Origin of the sequence: Reichenbachiella agarivorans, from assembly GCF_025502585.1 — a bacterium.
Classification (GTDB): domain Bacteria; phylum Bacteroidota; class Bacteroidia; order Cytophagales; family Cyclobacteriaceae; genus Reichenbachiella; species Reichenbachiella agarivorans.
The window spans coordinates 2946142-2968416 of sequence record NZ_CP106679.1; the positions used below are offsets into that span (position 1 = coordinate 2946142).

The following is a 22275-nucleotide window of genomic DNA, read 5'->3' on the forward strand; positions in this document are numbered from 1 at the left end:
CCTGATGGCAAGACTGCCGTTTCGTTGATAACGAAGGGTGGCATAGTCTAGATGAACCAAAATCAACTGGCGGAACTTTTTGACACCTCTAAACAAAACATAGGTCAGCACATCAAAAGCATACGGGAAGAGAAAGTCAAACAACTTTATGCCGAGTTTGACAAGAAAAGAAAGACAGAAGAAGCTAAAATTGCAGACTTATCGGATATTGAGGAATTGGAAAAGGAGCTGAAGAAGAATAAATGAGCACAATCACAACAAACATAAAAGGCATCCGTGACATCATGCGGAAGGATACAGGGGTGGATGGAGATGCACAGCGCATCTCTCAAATGGTCTGGATGCTATTCATGAAGATATTTGCTGACAAGGAGGAGGAGTGGGAGATCACGATTGACAACTATGAAAGCCCCTTGCCCGAATCGCTCAAGTGGTCTAGCTGGGCAGCGGATGAAGAGGGACTCACAGGCGAAGAACTCATGACCTTCATCAACAATGAACTGTTCCCAACGCTGAAGGAATTGGATATTGTTTCCAATCCGCAAGCCAAAATCATCCGATCTGTATTTGAGGATACCTACAACTACATGAAGAACGGAACACTGTTTCGTCAGGTAATCAATGAGATCAACAAGATTGATTTCAACAGTACCAATGAGCGGCATTTGTTCAATGATCTGTACGAGACCATTCTGAAAGAACTGCAAAGTGCGGGCTCGTCGGGCGAATACTACACACCTAGGGCTGTCACGCAGTTTATGGTGGATACCATTGACCCACAATTGAAAGAAACTGTACTTGATCCCGCTTGTGGTACTGGAGGCTTTTTGACTTGTGCCATCGATCACAAGAAGTCTCTGGTAAAGAACCAAAAGGATGAAGCAGCCCTACAAGCAACCATCCGAGGGATAGAAAAGAAGCCCTTGCCTCACTTGCTTTGCACGACCAATTTGATGCTGCATGGCTTTGATGTACCTGCGGTACGTAGGGACAATTTGCTCAGCAAACCCTATGCGGATTGGGGCAGCAAAGACAAGGTAGATATCATCTTGACGAACCCTCCATTTGGTGGCGTGGAAGAAGATGGTACAGAGACCAACTTTCCACAGAAGTTCAGAACCAAAGAGACCGCCGATCTTTTCCTGGCCTTGATCATTCGCTTGCTCAAAGACGGGGGACGCTGTGCAGTGGTCTTGCCAGACGGTACTTTGTTTGGTGAGGGGGTCAAGACACGGATCAAGGAAGAGCTGATGGAGCGATGCAATCTCCATACCATCGTGCGCTTGCCCAATGGCGTGTTCAATCCTTATACCAGTATCAAAACCAACGTGCTGTTCTTCGAGAAGGGAACACCCACCAAAGACGTGTGGTACTTCGAGCACCCATACCCAACAGGTGTCAAGAGCTACAACAAAGGAAAACCGATTCATATCAAAGAGTTTGATCTGGAAAAAGCATGGTGGACAGATCGTGAAAACGAAAAGTACAGCCAATATGCATGGAAGGTCTCCGCACAAGAGATCAAAGACCGAGGCTACAACCTAGACATCAAGAACCCACACCAAGCGAGTGATGACCTGGACAAACCTGAAGTGATCTTGGAAAAATACAGCGCGACTACTGAGAAGGTAAACAGCATACAAGAGGAGATCATCCGAGTACTAACCGAGGCTTTGAAATAAATGCAACTACTCAAACACTTCAAAGAACTCACAGTTCATCCCAAAAATGCCCAAGAGCTCAAAGGCTTGATTCTACAACTGGCCATACAAGGTAAGCTCACCAAACAGTGGCGTGAGCAGAATCCTAACGTAGAACCTGCATCTGTCTTACTAGAGAGAATACAAAAAGAGAAAGCGCAATTAGTCAAGGAGAAGAAGATAAAGAAAGAGAAACCACTTCCTGAAATTGAAGAAGATGAAATCCCGTTTGATTTACCTCAAAAATGGTGTTTTAGTCGCTTAGGAAGTATGGGTTTAATTAATCCAAGAAATACAATAGCTGATAATTTAGAAATCGGTTTTGTTCCGATGAGAGATATTAGTCAAACATTTAGCTCAGTTCCAAAATTTGAGATTAAGGAGTGGTTAAGTGTTAAAAAAGCATTTACACATTTTAGAGAAAACGATGTTGCTTTTGCAAAGATTACCCCTTGTTTCGAAAACAGTAAGGCTTGTGTATTTAAAGGCTTACCAAATGGGTTTGGTGCAGGAACCACGGAATTACATGTTTTTAGAAAAGTAACTGAGGAAGTACATTCGGAGTTTGTTTATTGCATTGTAAAGTCCCCTTTGTTTTTGAAAAATGGAGAGGATAAAATGACTGGTTCAGCTGGTCAAAAAAGAGTTCCGAAGGATTATTTCTCTCATTATCTGATAGGGCTACCACCATTCGAAGAACAAAAAGCCATAGTTGCGACAGTCAATCAGTTGTTTGAGGAAGTAGAGGCACTGGAAAAGCAAACCCAAGCAAGGGTACAGCTCAAAGAAGACTTTGTGACCTCAGCTTTGCAACAATTGGCTACAGGAGATACGGTCAAGGAGTGGTCGTTTTTGCAGGCGCATTTCAAGACCTTCTTCACCGAAAAGACAGCCGTCAAAAAACTAAGAGAAACCATCCTCCAACTAGCCGTCCAAGGCAAACTCACCCACCACTGGCGCCTTCAAAATTCCCCTCCCTTGGAGGAGTACCCAGAGGGGGAGGTGTTCAATTCCCCTCCTTTGGAGGGGTGCCCGCAGGGCGGGGTGGTCCATACAGCACCAGATAAGTCCTCGCAGGACAAGGTGGTCAAACGAAACGCCAAAAACTACTTTAGCCTTCCATACAACCCCGCACTAAAGGAAAGAGCCAAAGCACTCAGAAAAGCAGGAAACTTATCTGAAGTGCTGTTTTGGAATGAAGTCAAACGCAAGCAGTTCAAAGGACTGGACTTTGATAGACAAAAGATCATCGGCAACTATATCGTGGATTTCTACTGTCCCAACTGCCAAGTGGTCATAGAGATAGATGGTAGCAGTCATGATCACAAGCAAGCCTACGATGCTAAGCGTGACGCTTATTTGGAGGGGTTGGGGCTGACGGTGATTCACATCCCTGATATAGACATCAAGAAGAAACTGGCCTATACCATGAATGCGTTGATGGAGCATCCTGCCTTGGTGGTGGGTGAGGCTGATGCAGTGGTATCGCCACATGCTGCAGAGACGGTCCGTGCTGCAGAACCACCCCGCGCTGGTGAGTCGGTCCGTGCTGCAGAACCACCCCGCCCTGCGGGCACCCCTCCGGAGGAGGGGAATTGGGAGCCGGCGTCTGTTCTACTCGAAAGGATCAAAACTGAGAAAGAGCAACTCATCAGGGATAAGAAGATCAAGAAGGAGAAGCCCTTGCCTCCAATCACCGATGAGGAGATTCCTTATCCATTGCCTAAAGGGTGGGTTTGGTGTAGGTTGGGGGATTTGATGAGTATTACAGGGGGAGTTGCGAAAGGAAAAAATGTTAAGGGAGAAATAATTGTAAGCCCATATTTAAGAGTCGCCAATGTGCAAAGAGGCTTCTTGAATTTAGACCTTGTTAAGGAGATAGCTGTCTCATCAATAGACTATAAGAAATATCAAATAGAGATTGGTGACTTACTAATGATTGAGGGTGGAGATCCCGACAAAGTTGGAAGATGTGCAATTTGGAACGATGAAATACAAGGTTGTATACATCAAAACCATGTTTTTAGAGTAAGAGGGTATCTTAAAGGCGTTTTATTCAACAGGTTCTTAATGGAGTTTATCAATTCACCTAATACACGCAGATACTATGAAGACTGCGCAAAGCGAACCACCAATTTAGCTTCTATTAATAAGACACAAATGAGAAGTACTCCAATTGCATTACCACCAAAAGAAGAACAAAAAGCCATTGTAGAGAAGGTGAATGCCATGATGGGGTTGTGTGATGCGTTAGAGCAAGAAATCGAGCAGAGCACGACCCAAGTGGAGCAGCTCATGCAGAGCTGTTTGCGGGAGGTTTTTGAGGGATGAGTTTTGAGTCTGTAGTATGCAATAGAAAATCTATTCCGGTTTTAGCTCGTTTCAATCCAGTCGCTTTGTTGTGCTTGTCACCGTAGCGGCGCTACGCTTTCGAACCCTGTTACATTATGCAGGTTGGATCAATAGAGGCATGCCGACAAGGAGGACAAGCCTCTCCCTAGTGTCCACCTTTTTTATTAAAAAAACACTCTCAAAAAAGTGCGTTTAGGGCCATTTGAGCGGGGTTTTTTGATCACGTGTGTTTGCGGCTTCAAAGACACGTGTTCGGTCGATCAATCACGTGTGTTCGGACGGTCAAACACACGTGATTGGAGCGTCAAACACAGGTGTTTGTTTTTAACTTTTATTAACGTCTCGTGTGGTGCTTTTGGATCGGAAATTGTTATAGAAATATTGTCTAATAGATACATCGAAAAGGCCATTCGATACCCGCGCTTTTCACAGCCCATGCCCAGCCAAGTCGAGCACCACACTGTCGCGACCCAGCCAAGCAACACCCCTTTTGCAAGTACCCACTTAGCAAAGCTCCAGACAAGCATTGTCGGCTTTTGCCTAGGTCTCCCTCAGGGAAGGACTCTGTCCAAACTGCGCTAGGGTTAGTTAAGCGATTCTCAATTTTTTTTTAACATCTAAATAGTAAAGTTATGACTGTAAAGTTCAAAATAGTCCCCAAAGGCCATCCAGGAGTAGTTGGCGGGGGAGTCGTCAAGTATTATGCTGCCATCGATAGAGGTGACAAAGTAGATTTTCGTGATCTCTTGACAGAGATCGAAGAGTTGAATGTTGTACATCCCGGTGTTTTTATCGCCGTATTGGAAGCGTTTCTTCGTAAAGCAAACCATCATCTGATCAATGGTCGTGCAGTAGATTTGGGTCAGTTGGGTACGCTCTACCCTTCCATCAGCAGCTCGCCTGCCGATAGTGCGGATGAAGTTACGAGAAACAACATTCGTAGATTCAAGATCGTCTATCGTCCAAGCGCACTGCTACAACAGGGGCTGGACCATGTGAAATTTGAAAAATCGTCTAATGGAAAACATGAGGAACCCGCTGCATAAGCACCCGCAATACACCAATGACAAGAGACCATGAATGACACTTTGAAAGTGTAGGTTCATGGTCTTTTTTTTGTACATTGATGACTCACATGAGAAATATACTGATCCTTGTATTTTTATTGGGTTGTTTTCAAATCGGCATGGCACAGGATGCTCTATCCGTACTCATAGCGCAAAACCTGACGGATACGACCATGCTTCGCCGCATCGAGCAATTCAAGCTAGGGGGCTATGAGAAGAAATTTGACTGTGGGTCTCAGACCAGAGATGAATTCATCTCTACAGCCAAAACCTACCTAGGGACTCCCTACCGTTTTGGGGGCACGACTGATCAGGGGATGGATTGCTCGGGCTTGATATATAGAACCATGAAAGACCTGGGTCTGACTGCACCTCATGGCGCTCAGGACTTGGCGCGCTTTGGTCAGATTATCCTAGACAAAAAGGAATTAAAGCCCGGTGACGTGATCTTTTTTACGCAAACTTATCCTACGAACAAACTCGTCACCCATGCTGCATTTGTTGTGGAGGATGATCACATGGTTCATTCCTCTACATCCAGAGGTGTACAAATGATCCCTATCGACGATCCCTATTACTGGAACGAGCACTACTTGTTTGGGACGAGGATTTTTCCTAATCCATAAAACCAGAGTCGCGAGAGATAGAGCTAAATCCAACCACCATCTCCTTTACAGCCGCAGAGCTGGTGCTTCTCCTGATTGTCAACTTGATCATAAAAGGACACGTAGTAGATTAGAGGACAATGTATCTATTTTTACACCTAACTTATGAAAACAATGCTACTGCCACTTTTGCTTATGATGGTACAGTCCATTGTATGGGCACAAAATATAAATAACCACTCATTAGACCACATGAAGCTGAAAAAAGATGCTTTGATTCAATTGGCCAATGAAGCAATCGAATTAAGATACCCCGACTTTGATTTTGATCTGAGTGACTATGTTGTCACAGCGTGGAGGAACAGTCATACGGTGGTAGTGAAATACAGGCGAATGATCCAATTCATCCCTTTGGATAGGAAATTGGACAACTTACACTATGATATCGAAGTAGATTTGACCAGTCAGCATATCTCACCATTTGATATATGGGGAATGAACCGGTTCTATATTCCCACTAGTGAGGAGCAGGCCAATATAGATTTCGTTACCAACGTCTTTGGTTTACCTCATCCGGGTTTTATCGCGTGCATAGAAGAGGATACAAGTGTGTATCGTATCTATCTAGACAATGAGCAATCTTTTGGTCGCTATGTGATTGACAAAATCACAGGTATTGAATACGAGGGAGCAATAGAGGGGAGTTATGAACCCATGCCCAGAGATCTAGATGGTCTATCGAGTCACCCAGATCCATTGTTGGAAATTATAGAATAGCTTTCTATCTTGAAGCAAAGTAAAAAAGATAAGCGGAGAGTGGGCATAAAGATAGTGTTCTTTAGGATTATCATAAGTTTTAGAAATAAAGTCATCCACCTCCATGATGTTATTTTTGATGAAACCAATTGGACTATTATTGTCAATGACTTTCCAAATTTTCAACATAGGGGTCTATCAACTACTGACTGAAGAGAAATAATTTACTTATCTCATTGAGTTGTATTGAGTCATGTTTTGACATAGAAGGAGAAGGATTATGTGTAGTGTTTCTAATGACTTTATTCTTTTGTTTGTGCTATGAACATACTACGTAGCAGTCTGGCTTATTATCTCAATTCTTTTCGGGGATTTAGCAGAGAGGTGTGGTGGCTGGCACTGGCTACCTTGGTCAATCGTGCGGGTGCGATGGTGTTGCCTTTTCTTTCTCTCTACCTGACGAGCGCGCTCAATTTTTCGCTACAAGATGTGGGTTGGATTATGTCTGCTTTTGGGTTAGGGTCTTTTGCAGGGGCTTGGTTGGGCGGTGAACTGGCGCACAAGTTTGGTGCCTACCGCAGCATGATTTTTAGTTTGATCTCTAGTGCTGTGTTCTTTGTCATCCTCGGACAGTTGACGAGCTTCTGGGGGATCAGTTTGGGCATCTTCACTGTAGCTATGGCAAGTGATATCTTTAGACCAGCGGTGTTTGTGTCGTTGGCGGCCTATGCGCGACCAGAAAATCGCGTCCGAGCCATTACCTTGATTCGTTTGGCTATCAACTTGGGCTTTTCATTGGGACCTGCCGTAGGAGGTCTCATCATTGTGTTCATCAGTTATCAATCTTTGTTTTGGATAGATGGGGTGACTTGTTTCCTCGCAGGAATCATTATTTTGATTGGTCTGGTGGAGAAGAGAACCCAGCGCAAGGAGAAGGCAATAGATACCAGACATTCTCATCGCAGGATCTTGTCCGATGCGCGGTTTATGTTGTTTCTCGGAGCGGTTTTTTTGTTTTGCCTGTTGTTTGTGCAATACTTTTCAGTGATACCGGTGTATTACAAGGGACTGAGAGGTCTGTCCGAAGATGAGGTAGGGTGGCTACTATCGCTCAATGGACTGTTGATCTTTTTGGTAGAGATGCCGATTATTTATGCACTAGACAAGCGATCTACCAGACCTTTTCTTGTGATGGTGATTGGCTCAGTTTGTTTGATGTTGAGTTTTGTTTTTCTTTTCATCCCAGGCTGGACAGGTGTGCTGGTGGTAGGTATGGTGTTGGCCACTTTTGCTGAGATTTTTTGTTTTCCCTATAGCAACAATTACGCGATGCAGCGAGGAGGAGCGGGCAATGAAGGGCGCTACATGGCCTATTATGCGATGACTTTTTCTCTGGCTCACATCGTGGGGCACAACTTTGGGATGCAAGTGTCTGATCAGCTGGGTTTTGAAACTTTGTTTGTCATCATGACCCTGCTTTCATTGGTCAGCGTATTGCTGTTTGCGTTGATTGGCAGGAAGGAAAACCAGGAGGAATTGACTGCCATAGAGCAATTGCCTCAGGTCTTGCCTTGATTATCAGTCCTTAGTTTTGTAGGATTGTAGATATTTTTCATTGGAGAGCGTTCACTTTCGCGCCATACTTTTATTCTTATGTTTGACAGTTCGGATTACCCCAAGCCACTTGACGAATCTCTTTTTAATTCTTGGTTGGAAAATGGTCGCCTAAGCAAAATCTCCTATGCCTACTTGTTGATCATCTGGGACGAATTGGAGGGGAATTATTTGCCGTTATTGGTGGAACATCGTGACCGTATATCGGATTACGAGCAGTATGGCAATTCTACAGGCAGAGAATCTCTCGTGGCGGCCTATGATCTCTACTCTGAGTCCAGAATTACCTTTGTCTAAGGGACAGCCTTCAGTAATTTGTAGGTGCTTTGTGTTTTGGTTGCATACGACTGGTTTTAACCTACTAATCCATAGACTTGATAATTTTGCGATTAATCGGAGCTTGATGAATATGCCTATTAGTCTTTTTTCTATATTTTTTATCAGAGTTACTTTATTTTGCCTTATTGTGGATCAGCCCTCTTTAAGAATCGAACGCTGGTTTTTAGATTTAATTGAATCCAAACGAAGCGACCAAAACATGCCATCGATCAAGCAACGAACGATGGGTTTTGAGCATTGTAATATCAAATTTGACCATTTATTGAAATGATGAAACAGTTGAAATGGGGCTTTGCGCTGTGTTACTTGTTTACAACAGCATTGACAGCTTGCAAAGACTACAGCGAAGGGGTAGAAGTGGATACCTACGAACCCAGTAGGACTGAGCTTACCTTGGACTCTATTTTTCTCTATGCCAAGGAGATATACTTTTGGAATGATCAATTGCCTACGTATGAGGATTTTGCTCCACGCGCCTATGCTGCTAGTACCGACGATCTGAGTATTTTCGAAGAGGAACTATATGATATTACCCAGTTTGCCATCAATAGTGAAACTGGGAGGCCGTATGAGTACAGACAGGGATATGCCGGCACCCCCAAGTACTCTTTTATTGAAGAAAATGAATCTAATACCTCTGCTTTTGCGGTACTACAGTCGTCCTATCTGGATGGGACGGATGATGACTATGGATTTGCTTTGACTGCCATAGCGGCCAATGAAATCCGTGTGCGCTATGTGGTGACAGGTTCTACGGCATACAAGGCCGGGATTCGGCGCGGAGATATATTGATCGCAGTAGGTGGAGAAGAGGTGCGAGCAGATTCAAACGCAGATATCACCCGGATCAACAGTGCCTTTGATGGAGATACCTTTGAGTTGACGGTCATGGATCAGGATAGTGTTGTGTTGAATACCACTTTGGTTCGATCTACCTACACCATCAATCCTGTATTCAAAGACAGTGTGCTAGAAACCAGCGCTGGAAAAGTGGGTTATTTGGCCTACAGTACATTTAGCTCTCTGAGCAATAGTCAGGATGTGTTGGATGAGGTATTTGCTGAATTTGCGGCTGCCAATATCAAGGATGTAGTCATCGATCTTCGCTACAATGGTGGAGGGTATATCGCCACAGCCGACTACTTGATCAATCAAATCATCCCATCCTCTCTCAACAATCGAGATATGTACGTCGAGCGCTACAATGAACTCATGCAAGGCGGTGACGCGACCATCTTGGAGAATCAATTGCTCAAAGATGCCAATGGTGACAACATAGATTATCGTGGTAGGTATGCGAATTACAACGATCTGGACTATTCTGAAGACGGTAATACTTTTACTTTCAGCAAAGAAGGTGATTTGGAAACAATAGAAAATGTCTATGTCATTATCTCTGATGCCACGGCATCAGCCAGTGAGCTGGTCATTAATACCCTCAAGCCTTACCTCAATGTTATACTGATAGGTACTACTTCGTATGGGAAACCAGTTGGGTTTTTCGGGATCGAAATTGATGATTACACCATGTACATTCCCAATTTCCAAACGGTAAATTCAGATGAGGAGGGAGATTATTTTGATGGCATGGTTCCCGATTTCGAAATTAACGATGATGTGACCAGAGATTTTGGAGATACAGAAGAATCCTGTTTGGCAACAGCTATTGCGATCATCACAGGGGATGGTACTACAGCTAGATCCTCATCCACAAGTTCTTATTCACTACTACACTTGGGCAATATGCCCCATACCGCAGTGATGATAGAGCATAGGAGGACATTGAAACAATAGTCTTTTGAAACATGTCGCCAAGTACCCTTTAGGTAGATCCAACTAAAACCTACTAGAAGTATCTGTTATACTTTTGACGACAATGGTCTAATCTTGCGCTACTAATCTTTCGGATGTATGAATAAGGGATTGTTGACGTTGGCCATTGGTGGTTTTGGTATTGGGATGACGGAATTTGTGATGATGGGTATCTTGCCCGATGTGGCTTTGGCGCTGGATGTCACGATTCCTGAGGCGGGACATTTTATCTCTGCCTATGCATTGGGTGTGGTGATAGGTGCACCATTGTTTTCAGCAATAGGAGGTCGCTGGCCATCCAATGTCGTACTGATGTTGCTCATGGGTTGGTTTGCAGTATTCAATACCCTTTCCTCTTTTGCGAATAGCTACGAAACTTTGTTGGTTGCTCGTTTCTTATCAGGCATGCCTCATGGTGCTTTCTTTGGGATTGGGGCTGTGGTCGCAGGTCAGATCTGTCGACCTGGCAAATCAGCCCAAGCCATCGCAATCATGTTTGGGGGATTGACAGTTGCCAATGTGATTGGTGTGCCGATTGGTACTTATTTAGGGCATCATTTTCATTGGAGTATTGCTTTTATGATCACAGGAGTGGTGGGGTTGGTTGCTCTCGCGAGTGTCAAACTATGGATGCCACAGATGCCAAAAGCTTCTACAGCTGGTTTTGCCGAGGATGCCAAGTTATTCAAGAACCCAGAACTTTGGGCGGTAATTTTGCTGACTACCATAGGTACAGGTGGGCTGTTTTGCTGGTACAGTTATATTGCTCCGTTGATTACGGAGGTAGCAGGTCACCCTGATTATGTGGTGAGCTATGCTATGACCCTCGCAGGCATAGGCATGGTGATAGGGAATATAGTTGGAGCTAAATTGGTTGATTATTTTACACCTATTCATTCAGTGATTATCAGCTTTGCCACGATGGCAGTGTTGCTGATTGTGAACGTGTATGTGGCACACGATCCAGTGTTGATTTTGGTGATGACCTTTGTGATAGGAGTAGTGGCTTTTACGGTGGGTACGCCGATTCAGATGGTGATGATCAATACGGCCAAAGGTTCCGAAATCCTAGGCTCCTCTCTCAACCAAAGTGCCTTCAATATGGGCAATGCCTCTGGTGCATACTTTGCAGGTTTGCCTATCGCTATGGGTTATGGATTTACGTCAGCAGATGTGGTAGGAGCAGCCATGGCAACTGCCGGCGTATTGATCGCATTTGGGATCATTTTGATGAGAAAACGGAAGAAAAATCTGGCGTCTCAGCAAACCATACTGCAATAACCAAAACGGCTCTTTCTTATATGAAGAGCATCAATAATGTAAGAGCAAGTCCAGCGAGGGCAAAGTAGAGTCCTTTTTTGAATACACTTGTCCCAGGGATAAACATCCAGAAAGAAGACAATACGAAAAAGAATAGCGAGACGCCAAAAAAGATATTGAGAAACGCCAAAGGCTTGCTACTCGTCGCTTTGTGCATGTGGGTCATTTTGTCTAACAAGTAGGGGAGTTCCTTCTTGGTATAGACGGCGGTCCTAGTTGTTTGGTCGTAGGTTCCTCCTTTGAAATAGACAATCTCGTCTTCAATTTTGTCTACATTGAATCTTTTCATTTCTAGTGCTTTGCCTAGATCTTTTACATCCGTACCTTCTGGCAATACTTTTTTGACTTCTGTCACTTTGTTGAAGGCATCTGTGTCTCTAAAAATCAGTACGATTCCACTGAGTGCATATACTGCCATGATTCCCGCTAGGAAGAACCCCAAATAGCGATGATAAACCCTCATTTTCATGTTTGTATTCATATGGGTAAGAATGATATTTTGGTCGAATAACCCTTTGAAACCAGTTTAAAAAATAAAAATCCGAAGTTATCATCAAAAGAACTTTAATCCACTGATCACAGGAAAAAGAATCATCCAAAACCCCATTTTTCTTGTTTCAAATTTACTTCGTCATACAGGATTGATGACCTCAAAATATGCTCAGTCATGTATCTTTGCCAAAAGAGCAACATGGAAATATTCAAACTGAAAGAAGGAGAGGAGTATATCGAACTCAACAATCTGATCAAAGCCCTAGGCTGGGTGATCACAGGCGGTGAGGCCAAAATCCGTATCGATGAAGGTGAAGTCAGTGTCAATGGAGAGGTAGAGACACGCCGAAGAAAGAAGGTGCGTGCGGGTGAAACAGTTGCTTACGGGGAAGACATGGCTGTTGTTGAAGCAGGTACTAAAAGCTAAAAGTATGAATATCAAGACGTCCATAGGTAGGCTTAGGATTTTAGCCATATTAGAAGGTATCAGCTACTTGTTGTTTGGGATTACTATGCCGATGAAGTATATGCTGGATATCCCACAGCCCAATTATGTGGTAGGTATGGCTCATGGTTGGTTGTTCATATTGTATATCGGGATTTGTTTACAAAATGCTGTGATCTACAAGTGGAACTTCAAAATAGCTGCATTGGCACTGATAGCCTCCTTGCTTCCATTTGGTACTTTTATCGCAGATGCAAAGATCTTTAAACCTGCCAGCGATGTAGGTTCTAGCTCCTAGTCAAAGGATAAAGCCCCTCATTTGGTATGAATCCATAAATCCCTAGATAGATTAATATAAAAATAATATTAATCTATCTAGGGATTTTCATATATTTCGATTTGATAGATTAAAATGCTCTACATGGGCATGTTTAAAATTTATTTGAGAATAGAATTAATATAAATCAAACCCGAAATAATGGCCAAATCAACATCACCCGCAAAGGAAATACGTGTGACCTCCAAACAAGAGCGCGTCAAACTCTACGATTTTGCATACGAACAATCAGGAAAAGTCATGGGAGACCCTGATATTTTTGTGTCCAACCTTCAGCTCATTTACAACGGAGATCTGGTAGAGCCTGATTACAAAGGATTCTCGGATGAGGAAAAAGTCGAGCGCGTAAAACAAATCAAAGAACTGGAAAAGGAACTAAAGGCCAGTCAAGCTACGAATGCCAAAATCGAAACCGAAATCAAGGAAAAAGAAGCTGAAATAGAAAAGCACCGAGGTGAGGTATTGAAGATCCGTGAGATTAAAGCCAAGAATCACGAAAAACTCAAGGAAGAAAGCTTCAGTCCATTCAAGTTCATAGTCAATGTGTTCTTGTTGATCATGTTGTCGGTGTATTTGTTCTTTTTTTACATTTCCGCAGCATTTAAGGCACTTTATGTAGATTTTGAAGGGATAGCGGAGAGTATCTCTGAGGGTGCAGGAGTAGGTAGCATCATGCCAGGAGCCTACGAGTTGGCTGAGGCCATACAGTACAATTACTTGTTGTTCTTGGTGCCATTTGTATTTTATTCTTTCGGTTGGGCATTTCACATTCTGTTGGAGATGAAGAGCAAACTGAGGTATGTGTTTTTGTCCGCGTTGATCATTGTGACATTTACCGTCGACTTCCTGTTGGCATTGATCATTCACAACAATACTGAAAGTGCCAAAGAATTGATGGGACTTGGTTCTACACACTGGAGTGCCAGTTCTACCTTTTACATCATTTTGTTCTTAGGATTTCTAGTCTACATTATTTGGAGTATTCTGTTTGATTCTATGCTGAGAGAGTGGGACAAAAAACAAGTGACCACTAATCTCAAGAGAATCATCAAGCACCATGAAAAGGATATCCAAAACTTAGAAAAGGACTTGATTAATCTGGATGAGATCAAGAAGAAGATCGAAGATTATAGAGAAGACATCAGTACCATCATGTACGGTAGCCTTAAAAAGTACATTGATCAGTTTTCTGCAGGATGGGTATCTTATCTGTCTCCAGCCAATTTGAAAGATACCAAGCAGACCTGTCTACATCTCAAAAAGGAGTTTGAAGACAAACATGGAATCAAAAGCGGAACAGTCAAAGTAGTCAGTAAAAAAAGGTAGACAACCAGTAAGAACATGATGAAATCAAAAATGAATAGGATGATCAAAATGAAGAATCTCAACAGTCTCACAGCCTTACTAATGATCCTGTTGATGGGGGCTTGTAGCATGCCTGTCAAGGAAAAGAAGGAAAAGGTTTTGAGAGCAAAGCATAACTATATCGTGTTGCTGGACTTGTCAGATCGCTTGATTACCAGAGAGGATCAGCCTGAGCGAGATAAGCAAATAGTCAAGCAGATCTACACGATGTTTGAGGCAAAAGTCAAGAAGGAATTGTATGTAAAATCACGAGATGAGATCAAAGTGGTGATTGCCCCGCAGAGAGGATCCAATTTGGATGTGGATACCTTCGAAGATGAGTTGTATGTGAACATGGAGAGCATCAGCAACATCCATCGCAAGGCGAAAGAAGAGGAAAGACGAGACAGTTTTTATGCCAATGTAGACGAACTGTACAAACAAGCAGTCTTCAGTAAGAATCGTGAAGATTATCATGGTGCTGATATATGGAAGTATTTCTATGAGGACTTGAAAGTCGACTATGTCAAGGATTCCTTGTCCGAGAACTATCTCTTTATTTTGACAGATGGGTATCCTATCGTAGGGAAAAATCAGAATAAACTCAATGAGATCACCTCAAAATATCCAGGATTGCAAGTCGTATTGATGGAAGCCGCACCAAGGGACAAGGACATGGAGTGGGATCGTGTGATGGACATCTGGAAAGAGTGGTTTGATAAGATTGGTGTAGAAAAATACACTTTGATCAAGCGTGGTGCAATCACCAAAGAACTAGAACAACTGAATGATTTGATCAAATAGAGTGTAGTTTCAAAAATTGAAGACCAAGAGGACGTCTAATACCAGTAAAGCTGTCAGGCTGAGGTTCTCTAAGCCTTGCTGCTAATCGCAGACACACATTTCGAGTTCCTCAATGTGACAGTACAGATAAAGGTGACCTTTAAGACGTCCTCTTTGTTGTTAGAACGAAATGGCTCTGTGCCATATCATAATTCTGGTCTCACTTTAGTCTGGAATCTAAAATCTAGTATCTTTAAAAATGGTTAGGTTTTGGAATTCGCTGGTCGTCAGGTTTGGCTTACTTTTTACTTTTTTAGTGATCTCATGTGTGTTGATCTCTGGGTATTTGGTATTTGATCAAGCCGCTGCGATGATCTTGAATCACAGCAAAGAGCGGATTCAAAACGATGCTCAGCTGGTACAGCGGTCATTCTACAGGTTGCTCGATGAGGTGAGTTATGACATAGCTGTCTGGACCAATAATCCTACGGTAGAGAATTACATCAATGATCCGTCCCTCTACCATGCCGAGCAAACCGAGAAGCTCGCCAGTGTGATTCTGAAAAATAAACCTGCCTACTTTCAGCTAAGGATTTTGGAAGCAGGTACAGGTGAGGAGATCATTCGATTCGACAAGAAGTATGGCATGATCATCAAGACGCCAACTGATGCATTGCAAAACAAAGGAAATACAGAATATTATCTCAATGCAGTTTCTAGTCCTGAGGAGTACTACTTCTCAGAGATCAATCTCAACGAAGAATATGGTAAAATAAGTATGCCACTGACACCCACCCTTCGGGCTGTCGGAAAGATATACGACGGACAAAACATGGTACGGGCACTGTTGGTAATCAATGTGGATTTGACCTCTTTTTATCATGGATTGGAGCAAATGATCCGTTCTGATTCTCGATTGATTATCACGGACAGCAAAGGGGAGTATTTTTTTGGAGAACAGAAGAACAAATGTTTTGCTTCTCAATTGGGACATGAGGCTTCATTTCCAAATGATTATCAGATTGATTGGCATGCGTTTGTTGCCCAACAACATGCTGTGGGTAGTATCAAAGGCACGGATGGGAAGGATTACGTCGTACAGATGGATGAATTGATTTATTCTGAAAGTCAGCATCAGTTGTATCTATTTACGATGATGGAGCTAGATAGTCTTATGGCGGATGCTGAGTCAGTCAGGAATAGCTCCTTAAAAACAGTTTTTGTAGTTGGAGTCATAGCATTGTTTTTGGTATTTTTCTTTATCTGGATTTTGTCTCGGGGTATCAATCAAATCACCCGAGCAGTGAGTGATCTGGATCATCACACCGAATCCAAAGTTGATTTGCCCATTGGAAGGAAGGATGAAGTCGGTCTGTTGGCAAGGTCGTTTTCCAACATGAGACAGCGCATTGACCACCAAGTGACTGAGTTGAAAACTGCATTGTTTAGCGAACAAAGAGCGATCAAGGAAAGAGATGAATTCTTGCAAAACATGAGTCATGAGCTGAGAACACCGCTCAATGCCATCCTTGGCTTGACCCAATTGCTCAACAAGAACAAAAGAACCGCAGAACAACAGCCTATCATTGATTCCTTGTATCGCAGCACGATCAATCTGACTGGTTTGATGCATGACATATTGGATCAACAAAAATTGATGGAGGGTCGTGTGAAGCTAAAGCTAATACCGTCCAATCTCTATGATCTGCTCTATGATATCTATGCCAGTTATCAATATGAGGCGGTCAACAAGGGATTGACTTTTGACTTTGGAGTAGCTCAGGAATTGAAACATAAAACCCTCTTGATGGATCCATTGAGATTCAATCAAATTGTGATCAACTTGGTGGTAAATGCCATCAAATACACGAAAATAGGGACTGTGACATTGTCTGCCGAGCTGCGCGAAGATCATCTCATAGTGGATGTCCATGACACAGGGGAAGGTATCGAGGAGGAAAACCTGCAATACATCAAAGAGCGGTTTTACAGAGCGGTGGATGAGCGTGGAGTAAAGATTGATGGTTTTGGACTGGGATTGTCAATTGTGAAGCAATTGATAGAGCTGTTTGGAGGGAAGCTGACAGTAACCTCCGAACTCAAACAAGGGTCTAAGTTTAGTGTAATATTGCCAGTGACCGAAGTCTCACATGATAGTTTGAAATCCAGAGGAGTGGAGCAAACGCACTACCCAAAACTGTTGGGGCAGTATAGGGTTTTGCATGTAGAGGATGACCCTTCAGCACTTTTGCTAGTAAAGAGCACTTTGCAGTTGCCATTTGTGTCATTGATCCAAGTCAGCAGCATAGAGGCGGCTGTCAATATAAATCAAGAGTTGAAGCCTCATCTGATATTGACTGACTTGATGTTGGGCAGCGAACCCATGTCAGCATCACAACGAACTGAGTGGATTGATGAGGCAGATGCACCAGTGATTGTACTATCAGCTTTTGATGCAGATGTCTCTCATGCTGAATCGGCCAATTACTTGCAAAAGCCATTTGACCTCAATCAATTGTTGGACTTGGTGATGGTAAAATTGGGAAGCCAAGAGTTTGATTTGCCATACATGAATGGAATCTACGCGCAATATGACCATCGTCCCGACAAGATTGCCAACTATCTCAAAATCATGATTTCTGAGTTTAATACTTACATTCAGCGAATCGAAGAAGTAAAAATCAGTCAAGAAGAAAAGGAGTGGAAGGCCATTCTGCACAAATTGATTACTCATATCAATGCTATGAAGCTAGAAAAGTTGGCCGAGTCATTGCCAAATGGAGTCCATGATTTGGACGAGTCACAGTTGACGACCATTATCAACCAATTGCGTTTTTATTTGTGCTTTTTTCGCAACGAATTGCGAATCAATTCAATAGATTGATTTTTTTCATCAAATCATGCTCGTAGCTGCTGCTGATGGAGATTTCATGGTCTTGGATGCGGACATCTCCGTTGGCGATGCTCTCGACCTTGTCCACATTGACGATACATGATCTATGTACACGTTGAAAGTGTGAGGGCAATTTTGTCTCCATCTCTTTCAAGGTCATCAGGGTCATAACTTTCTTTTTTTCAAAGATCAGCTCTGCATAGTTGCCTGCTGATTTGATGTAGAGTACCTCATTCAAGTTTACTTTTACCAGACTATTTCCATCTTTGATGAATAGATGGTTTTCAGTTTTGAGGATATTTGGTATTTCTTTTTTGACCTTGAGTACACCTTTGAAAAAACGTGTAAATTCGATGGGTTTGACTAGGAAATCCACAATTTGGTCATAGTTGTATGACTCATGTCCAAAGTCTTTGTTGGCTGTAATCATGATTACAGGGGTATGGTTGTCAACGACTTGTAGGATGTCTTTGCCAGTAATGTCTGGCAGGTCATAGTCCAATAGAATCAAATCAAATGTACGCTGGTTGATGAGGTTAATTGCTTCGAAACCACTGTTGGATAGCGTGACATGCGAGATGAAGTCAACCTTGGAACAAAAATGCTCCAGCATATCACATATCAGAGGGTCATCATCTACAATCAAGCAACGCATAACTAGTGTTTTAGTGTCTAGGGAATAGGTTGTGGGACTTAGACCCTAGATTTAGAATTAATCAAAACAAGATAACTAAGAATCCTGAGTCTTGAACATTGAATCACGAACCTTTAATCTATAATATGGCTCTGAGGAGTTGTGGTAGCGGTAGCGTTGATGAATTCCATCCTGTCGTTGAATACAAAAGTAGAATCTGCCGTGATGGCTTGGTAGCTTGTTTGCCCAGATTTTAATTCCACTTTGGTCAGATAGTTGAGTTCTTGGTTTTTAGTTTTCTCCTGCATGGTCATGATGAGTTCCAATGGCGTGGAAATGAGCAATTCGTCAGAGTAAAACTTGTATCGCCTCTCTTTGATCGTACCATCAGCTTCAAACATCAAAAACTCTAGTCCACCGAGAGCTTTGATATCTACTCCCTTGCGAAGGAACTCGACAGGATATATGTTTTCATCACTGTGTTGATAGAAATTGAAGAGGATAAATTCCAAGTTCATTTTTTCAATCTCATGATTGAGCGATTGCATGATGTCTGGCGTAAGGTCTTCGTAGTTGATTTGATTCCAACTTTCTGGCACTTGGCTATAAGATACAAGCGACCCCAAGCAGCAGGCTGCAAAAAGCAGAGCAATTTTTTTCATCAGTAGTAACTATTAGTCTATGGTTAATAATGCTTCGCTTGCCCAAGCGAAATGATAGCTGATGATATGGGTAACAGGCTTTTCCAACTGTCCAATAAGCAATCAAAGATTTGCTCAATAAAGCTTGTATGACTGTATAAATTGGATAGCTGAGTAGGTGGGATTTTCAAATATAGTGAACCCTTTTTGAATTTGAAAGAGATAATGGGAAACGGCACAAATAATTGCCCTAGCTAAAAACAACATATGGTAATAGGTGCTTTTTGAATGTGTTTTTTTGATTTATTCCTAGTAGATTTAGCCGTTGTAATGTAATCAACTAATCTAACCGTAATATTGTAGTAATGATATATGTATTGTTTTTGCTTGGGTTTGTGTTACTCATTAAAGGTGCAGATGTTTTAGTAGAAGGAGCCTCCTCTGTTGCCAAGAGATACAATATCCCTGAGTTGGTCATTGGATTGACGATTGTTTCATTTGGGACGAGTATGCCTGAGTTGATCGTCAATTTGCTGGCAAGTTTTGATGGTAGTTCGGAGCTGGCTATCGGCAATGTCTTTGGTAGCAACATTGCCAATGTCCTGTTGATTTTGGGGGTGTCCGCGATTATCAGACCCCTTCCGATCCAAAAGAGCATTTATTTTACCGAAATCCCGATTTCGTTGGTGGCTACCTTTATGGTAGGATTCTTGGCCAATGCTGATTTATTTGTAGATGTGAAAGGCCTGTCATTGAGCAGAATTGATGGCGCAATTTTACTGTTCTTTTTTGGTATGTTTATGGCCTATATTTTCGTCATTTCTAGATCAAAGGACAATCCAGAGGGGTTGGTGGTTCAGGAGCCAGACATCGTCGTACTGCCCAAACGAAAATCCATTCTTTACGTGATTTTAGGGTCTTTTGCATTGTTTTTAGGAGGCAAATGGGTAGTGGATGGTGCTATTGAAATAGCACTTCATTTTGGCTTGAGCGAAACATTTATTGGACTCACAGTAGTGGCCATCGGTACTTCACTTCCTGAGTTGGTTACCTCAGCAGTTGCAGCCAAAAAGGGTCAAGCAGACATGGCTGTTGGTAATGTAATAGGTTCAAACATCTTCAATTTACTTTGGATATTGGGAGTCAGTGCTATGCTCAGACCCTTGCCATTCGATGTGGCCAACAACAGTGATATTATGATGGTGATTCTGGCAAGTACCATGCTGATCCTAGCTGTCATAGTAGGGAAAAAGACAAGAGTAGATAGGTGGGAAGGAGTCGTTTTCTTGGTTGTGTACTTTGGTTACCTAACCTACTTGGTTATGAGGGGGTAAGAGTGTAGAACAGTAATTAGAATAGGACACAAACTCTTTTGACGGGTACCTGGTTAATTGAATGCTTTTTAGTAGGAGGCTATTTGTAATGCTTGTATTGTAAAAAATCACGCTAGTCAATCGTCTGCACTTTATTAGTAGGTTTGCCATATTTTATGGAGTACATCATCCCTCATACAAAAGTTTTTTAGTCTAATTATTAGGCAAAACCCACCTTGTTTATGTTTATGTCGGCTTTCAAAAGCTTGATTGGGTTTGCTGATAATGAGTTTTCACTTGGAAGCAAACAGGTAGTTACCAACTATTTTTGACCATTAAGCCTTTGTTGTTATTTTACAGTCCCAAACAACATTCATAACCAATAAGAGATGACCAAAAGTGAATATGAAATTGCACCGGAAAATCATGCCATATATCAAAAGGGGATAGAGATTTATGATTTGGTGAGTCGTGTATGTGCGATGCTGCCCACAGACAATGTAACCCTTCAAGAAGTGCGTACCATGATGCTTTCGGATGCATTGCAGCTCTCGTCAAAGGTGGAGGCCGCTCAAGGTGCTGAACTCTATGACTTAAAAATGGAAGCAGCTACGATGATTCGCAAATCAGCAAAGGATTTGCTTGTACAAAATCATGCTTTGACTTACCATGGATTCAAAGATGCACAATACTTTGACCTAATTCGCGATGGCGTAGAGGAGTATAGGCTGTTGTTCATCGAATGGGTCAGAGGTTTTGACAAGAGCAATTACATAACAGATCGCTGGGGTTTATTCAACCCTCCTGGTGTAGACCCCAATGATCAGATACATGAAGAGAGCATCAGTTTTGATGCTGAGGATTATTTGAAATGAAGAGGTTAACTTTTAAATAAGTAATCAAATGCACCGAGTTTCATGATTTGATCAATCTGAAAACAATCCCGAACTCAAATATCTGTCCCCTCTGTCACAAATGATCGATACTATGGTAGCTGGCTCTGTCAAGGTTTTGGCTAGTTCTACTGCTGCGTGCATGGCACCACCGCTACTCATACCTGCGAGTATTCCTGTTTCTTTAGCCAGACGTTTGGTCATGGCTACCGCTTGATCTCTGCTCACATAGAGGATGCTGTCAACCCGGGCATCATCGTAGATCTCAGGTAAGAATTCTGGTGACCACTTTCTGATTCCTGGGATGTTGTCACCTTCTTGAGGTTGCACACCGATAATTTGGATTTGGGCATTCTTCTCTTTGAGATACATGGAGTTGCCCATGATCGTACCCGTGGTGCCCATGCTAGAGACGAAGTGGGTGATTTTTCCTTTGGTATCATTCCATATCTCAGGACCAGTCGTGTTGTAGTGCGCACGGTAGTTGTCGTTGTTGGCAAATTGATTGAGCATGACATACCCTTCTTTTTCGACCATTTCGTCCGCGATGGTTCTGGACAGTTCTATGGTTCCAGCCTCGGGCGTCAGGACTACCTTGGCTCCAAAGGCGGTCATGGTGTCTATGCGTTCTTGTGTCGAGTTCTCAGGCATGACGAGGGTGATGTCCATGTCAAATGATGCAGCTACCATGGCTAGTGCTATACCTGTATTGCCACTGGTCGCTTCGACCAATTTTGTATCCTTTTTAATCTCTCCTCTTTTGAGGGCTTCATTGATCATGAAGTAGGCAGGTCTGTCTTTGACACTGCCGCCAGGGTTGTTGCCCTCTAGTTTGCCGTAGATCTCTACATGATCTGGAATCTCCGGTAAAAAGACTCTGACGAGTGGTGTGTTGCCAATTAATTCACTGATATTTTGAGCTGACATATTTTTAA

General features: G+C 42.6%; 21 protein-coding genes. 17 read left to right on the forward strand and 4 right to left on the reverse strand.

Going from position 1 to position 22275, the window contains the following annotated elements; translation table 11 throughout:
- Window positions 1-51: 51 nt before the first annotated feature.
- From N6H18_RS12375 to N6H18_RS12420, 10 genes are all read left to right on the forward strand, one after another.
- A complete protein-coding gene (locus N6H18_RS12375; protein WP_216010323.1) occupies window positions 52-246 on the forward strand; it encodes a hypothetical protein in 195 nt (64 codons plus the stop codon).
- On the forward strand, window positions 243-1682 hold the full coding sequence (locus tag N6H18_RS12380) for a class I SAM-dependent DNA methyltransferase (RefSeq protein WP_262308588.1): 1440 nt from the start codon (window positions 243-245) through the stop codon (window positions 1680-1682). The genes N6H18_RS12375 and N6H18_RS12380 overlap by 4 nt, the downstream gene beginning before the upstream one ends.
- Window positions 1683-4031, forward strand: a complete 2349-nt coding sequence (locus tag N6H18_RS12385; protein ID WP_262308589.1) for a DUF559 domain-containing protein — start codon at window positions 1683-1685, stop codon at window positions 4029-4031.
- 653 nt (window positions 4032-4684) lie between these two features.
- Window positions 4685-5098 carry an HU family DNA-binding protein gene (locus N6H18_RS12390; protein ID WP_073118457.1) on the forward strand — a complete coding sequence of 138 codons (414 nt, stop codon included), beginning with the start codon at window positions 4685-4687 and terminating at the stop codon, window positions 5096-5098.
- A gap of 89 nt (window positions 5099-5187) precedes the next feature.
- Window positions 5188-5745, forward strand: a complete 558-nt coding sequence (locus N6H18_RS12395; RefSeq protein ID WP_262308590.1) for a C40 family peptidase — start codon at window positions 5188-5190, stop codon at window positions 5743-5745.
- A 231-nt stretch (window positions 5746-5976) separates the two neighbouring features.
- Window positions 5977-6501, forward strand: a complete 525-nt coding sequence (locus N6H18_RS12400; RefSeq protein ID WP_262308591.1) for a hypothetical protein — start codon at window positions 5977-5979, stop codon at window positions 6499-6501.
- Between the two features lie 300 nt (window positions 6502-6801).
- Window positions 6802-8055, forward strand: a complete 1254-nt coding sequence (locus N6H18_RS12405; protein WP_262308592.1) for an MFS transporter — start codon at window positions 6802-6804, stop codon at window positions 8053-8055.
- 78 nt (window positions 8056-8133) lie between these two features.
- The gene (locus N6H18_RS12410) at window positions 8134-8391 is read left to right on the forward strand and encodes a hypothetical protein (RefSeq protein WP_262308593.1); all 258 of its coding nucleotides are present in this window, start codon (window positions 8134-8136) and stop codon (window positions 8389-8391) included.
- A 309-nt stretch (window positions 8392-8700) separates the two neighbouring features.
- Entirely contained in the window at window positions 8701-10227 is a 1527-nt protein-coding gene (locus N6H18_RS12415; RefSeq protein WP_262308594.1) for a S41 family peptidase, read from the forward strand.
- 117 nt (window positions 10228-10344) lie between these two features.
- Window positions 10345-11526: an MFS transporter gene (locus tag N6H18_RS12420; RefSeq protein WP_262308595.1), complete on the forward strand. Its 1182-nt coding sequence runs from the start codon at window positions 10345-10347 to the stop codon at window positions 11524-11526.
- Between the two features lie 16 nt (window positions 11527-11542).
- On the opposite strand, the gene N6H18_RS12425 is transcribed toward N6H18_RS12420, so the two are convergent.
- A complete protein-coding gene (locus N6H18_RS12425) occupies window positions 11543-12028 on the reverse strand; it encodes a hypothetical protein (RefSeq protein WP_262308596.1) in 486 nt (161 codons plus the stop codon).
- Between the two features lie 228 nt (window positions 12029-12256).
- On the opposite strand from N6H18_RS12425, the gene N6H18_RS12430 reads away from it, so the two are divergent.
- The 5 genes from N6H18_RS12430 to N6H18_RS12450 all read left to right on the forward strand — a co-directional run bounded on the left by N6H18_RS12430 (window position 12257) and on the right by N6H18_RS12450 (window position 17850).
- Window positions 12257-12484 carry an RNA-binding S4 domain-containing protein gene (locus N6H18_RS12430; RefSeq protein WP_262308597.1) on the forward strand — a complete coding sequence of 76 codons (228 nt, stop codon included), beginning with the start codon at window positions 12257-12259 and terminating at the stop codon, window positions 12482-12484.
- A gap of 4 nt (window positions 12485-12488) precedes the next feature.
- Window positions 12489-12800, forward strand: a complete 312-nt coding sequence (locus N6H18_RS12435) for a DUF3817 domain-containing protein (protein ID WP_262308598.1) — start codon at window positions 12489-12491, stop codon at window positions 12798-12800.
- A 180-nt stretch (window positions 12801-12980) separates the two neighbouring features.
- Window positions 12981-14165 (forward strand): hypothetical protein, encoded by a 1185-nt coding sequence (locus N6H18_RS12440; RefSeq protein WP_262308599.1) that lies wholly within the window; start codon window positions 12981-12983, stop codon window positions 14163-14165.
- Window positions 14166-14180: 15 nt separating this feature from the next.
- The gene (locus tag N6H18_RS12445; RefSeq protein ID WP_262308600.1) at window positions 14181-14987 is read left to right on the forward strand and encodes a hypothetical protein; all 807 of its coding nucleotides are present in this window, start codon (window positions 14181-14183) and stop codon (window positions 14985-14987) included.
- A 238-nt stretch (window positions 14988-15225) separates the two neighbouring features.
- A complete protein-coding gene (locus tag N6H18_RS12450; protein ID WP_262308601.1) occupies window positions 15226-17850 on the forward strand; it encodes a hybrid sensor histidine kinase/response regulator in 2625 nt (874 codons plus the stop codon).
- On the opposite strand, the gene N6H18_RS12455 is transcribed toward N6H18_RS12450, so the two are convergent.
- Together N6H18_RS12455 and N6H18_RS12460 are read right to left on the reverse strand one after the other, a co-directional pair.
- On the reverse strand, window positions 17834-18514 hold the full coding sequence (locus N6H18_RS12455) for a LytR/AlgR family response regulator transcription factor (protein ID WP_262308602.1): 681 nt from the start codon (window positions 18512-18514) through the stop codon (window positions 17834-17836). The genes N6H18_RS12450 and N6H18_RS12455 overlap by 17 nt on opposite strands.
- 113 nt (window positions 18515-18627) lie before the next feature.
- On the reverse strand, window positions 18628-19155 hold the full coding sequence (locus tag N6H18_RS12460; RefSeq protein ID WP_262308603.1) for a hypothetical protein: 528 nt from the start codon (window positions 19153-19155) through the stop codon (window positions 18628-18630).
- 344 nt (window positions 19156-19499) lie between these two features.
- On the opposite strand from N6H18_RS12460, the gene N6H18_RS12465 reads away from it, so the two are divergent.
- Both N6H18_RS12465 and N6H18_RS12470 read left to right on the forward strand, forming a co-directional pair.
- The gene (locus tag N6H18_RS12465) at window positions 19500-20468 is read left to right on the forward strand and encodes a calcium/sodium antiporter (RefSeq protein WP_262308604.1); all 969 of its coding nucleotides are present in this window, start codon (window positions 19500-19502) and stop codon (window positions 20466-20468) included.
- A 368-nt stretch (window positions 20469-20836) separates the two neighbouring features.
- On the forward strand, window positions 20837-21322 hold the full coding sequence (locus N6H18_RS12470; protein WP_262308605.1) for a hypothetical protein: 486 nt from the start codon (window positions 20837-20839) through the stop codon (window positions 21320-21322).
- Window positions 21323-21373: 51 nt separating this feature from the next.
- On the opposite strand, the gene cysM is transcribed toward N6H18_RS12470, so the two are convergent.
- Complete coding sequence (gene cysM, locus N6H18_RS12475) at window positions 21374-22267, reverse strand: cysteine synthase CysM (protein ID WP_262308606.1); 894 nt, start codon at window positions 22265-22267, stop codon at window positions 21374-21376.
- Between the last annotated feature and the right edge of the window lie 8 nt (window positions 22268-22275).

Bases quoted from the DNA above. Each gene is read 5' to 3' on its own strand.
- N6H18_RS12450 (WP_262308601.1), top strand. From the start codon at position 15,226: ATGGTTAGGTTTTGGAATTCGCTGGTCGTCAGGTTTGGCTTACTTTTT.
- N6H18_RS12410 (WP_262308593.1), top strand. From the start codon at position 8,134: ATGTTTGACAGTTCGGATTACCCCAAGCCACTTGACGAATCTCTTTTT.
- N6H18_RS12445 (WP_262308600.1), top strand. From the start codon at position 14,181: ATGATGAAATCAAAAATGAATAGGATGATCAAAATGAAGAATCTCAAC.
- N6H18_RS12380 (WP_262308588.1), top strand. From the start codon at position 243: ATGAGCACAATCACAACAAACATAAAAGGCATCCGTGACATCATGCGG.
- N6H18_RS12390 (WP_073118457.1), top strand. From the start codon at position 4,685: ATGACTGTAAAGTTCAAAATAGTCCCCAAAGGCCATCCAGGAGTAGTT.
- N6H18_RS12385 (WP_262308589.1), top strand. From the start codon at position 1,683: ATGCAACTACTCAAACACTTCAAAGAACTCACAGTTCATCCCAAAAAT.
- N6H18_RS12420 (WP_262308595.1), top strand. From the start codon at position 10,345: ATGAATAAGGGATTGTTGACGTTGGCCATTGGTGGTTTTGGTATTGGG.
- N6H18_RS12440 (WP_262308599.1), top strand. From the start codon at position 12,981: ATGGCCAAATCAACATCACCCGCAAAGGAAATACGTGTGACCTCCAAA.
- N6H18_RS12395 (WP_262308590.1), top strand. From the start codon at position 5,188: ATGAGAAATATACTGATCCTTGTATTTTTATTGGGTTGTTTTCAAATC.
- N6H18_RS12415 (WP_262308594.1), top strand. From the start codon at position 8,701: ATGATGAAACAGTTGAAATGGGGCTTTGCGCTGTGTTACTTGTTTACA.
- N6H18_RS12375 (WP_216010323.1), top strand. From the start codon at position 52: ATGAACCAAAATCAACTGGCGGAACTTTTTGACACCTCTAAACAAAAC.
- N6H18_RS12430 (WP_262308597.1), top strand. From the start codon at position 12,257: ATGGAAATATTCAAACTGAAAGAAGGAGAGGAGTATATCGAACTCAAC.
- N6H18_RS12400 (WP_262308591.1), top strand. From the start codon at position 5,977: ATGAAGCTGAAAAAAGATGCTTTGATTCAATTGGCCAATGAAGCAATC.
- N6H18_RS12405 (WP_262308592.1), top strand. From the start codon at position 6,802: ATGAACATACTACGTAGCAGTCTGGCTTATTATCTCAATTCTTTTCGG.
- cysM (WP_262308606.1), bottom strand. From the start codon at position 22,267: ATGTCAGCTCAAAATATCAGTGAATTAATTGGCAACACACCACTCGTC.
- N6H18_RS12435 (WP_262308598.1), top strand. From the start codon at position 12,489: ATGAATATCAAGACGTCCATAGGTAGGCTTAGGATTTTAGCCATATTA.
- N6H18_RS12465 (WP_262308604.1), top strand. From the start codon at position 19,500: ATGATATATGTATTGTTTTTGCTTGGGTTTGTGTTACTCATTAAAGGT.
- N6H18_RS12460 (WP_262308603.1), bottom strand. From the start codon at position 19,155: ATGAAAAAAATTGCTCTGCTTTTTGCAGCCTGCTGCTTGGGGTCGCTT.
- N6H18_RS12470 (WP_262308605.1), top strand. From the start codon at position 20,837: ATGACCAAAAGTGAATATGAAATTGCACCGGAAAATCATGCCATATAT.
- N6H18_RS12455 (WP_262308602.1), bottom strand. From the start codon at position 18,514: ATGCGTTGCTTGATTGTAGATGATGACCCTCTGATATGTGATATGCTG.
- N6H18_RS12425 (WP_262308596.1), bottom strand. From the start codon at position 12,028: ATGAGGGTTTATCATCGCTATTTGGGGTTCTTCCTAGCGGGAATCATG.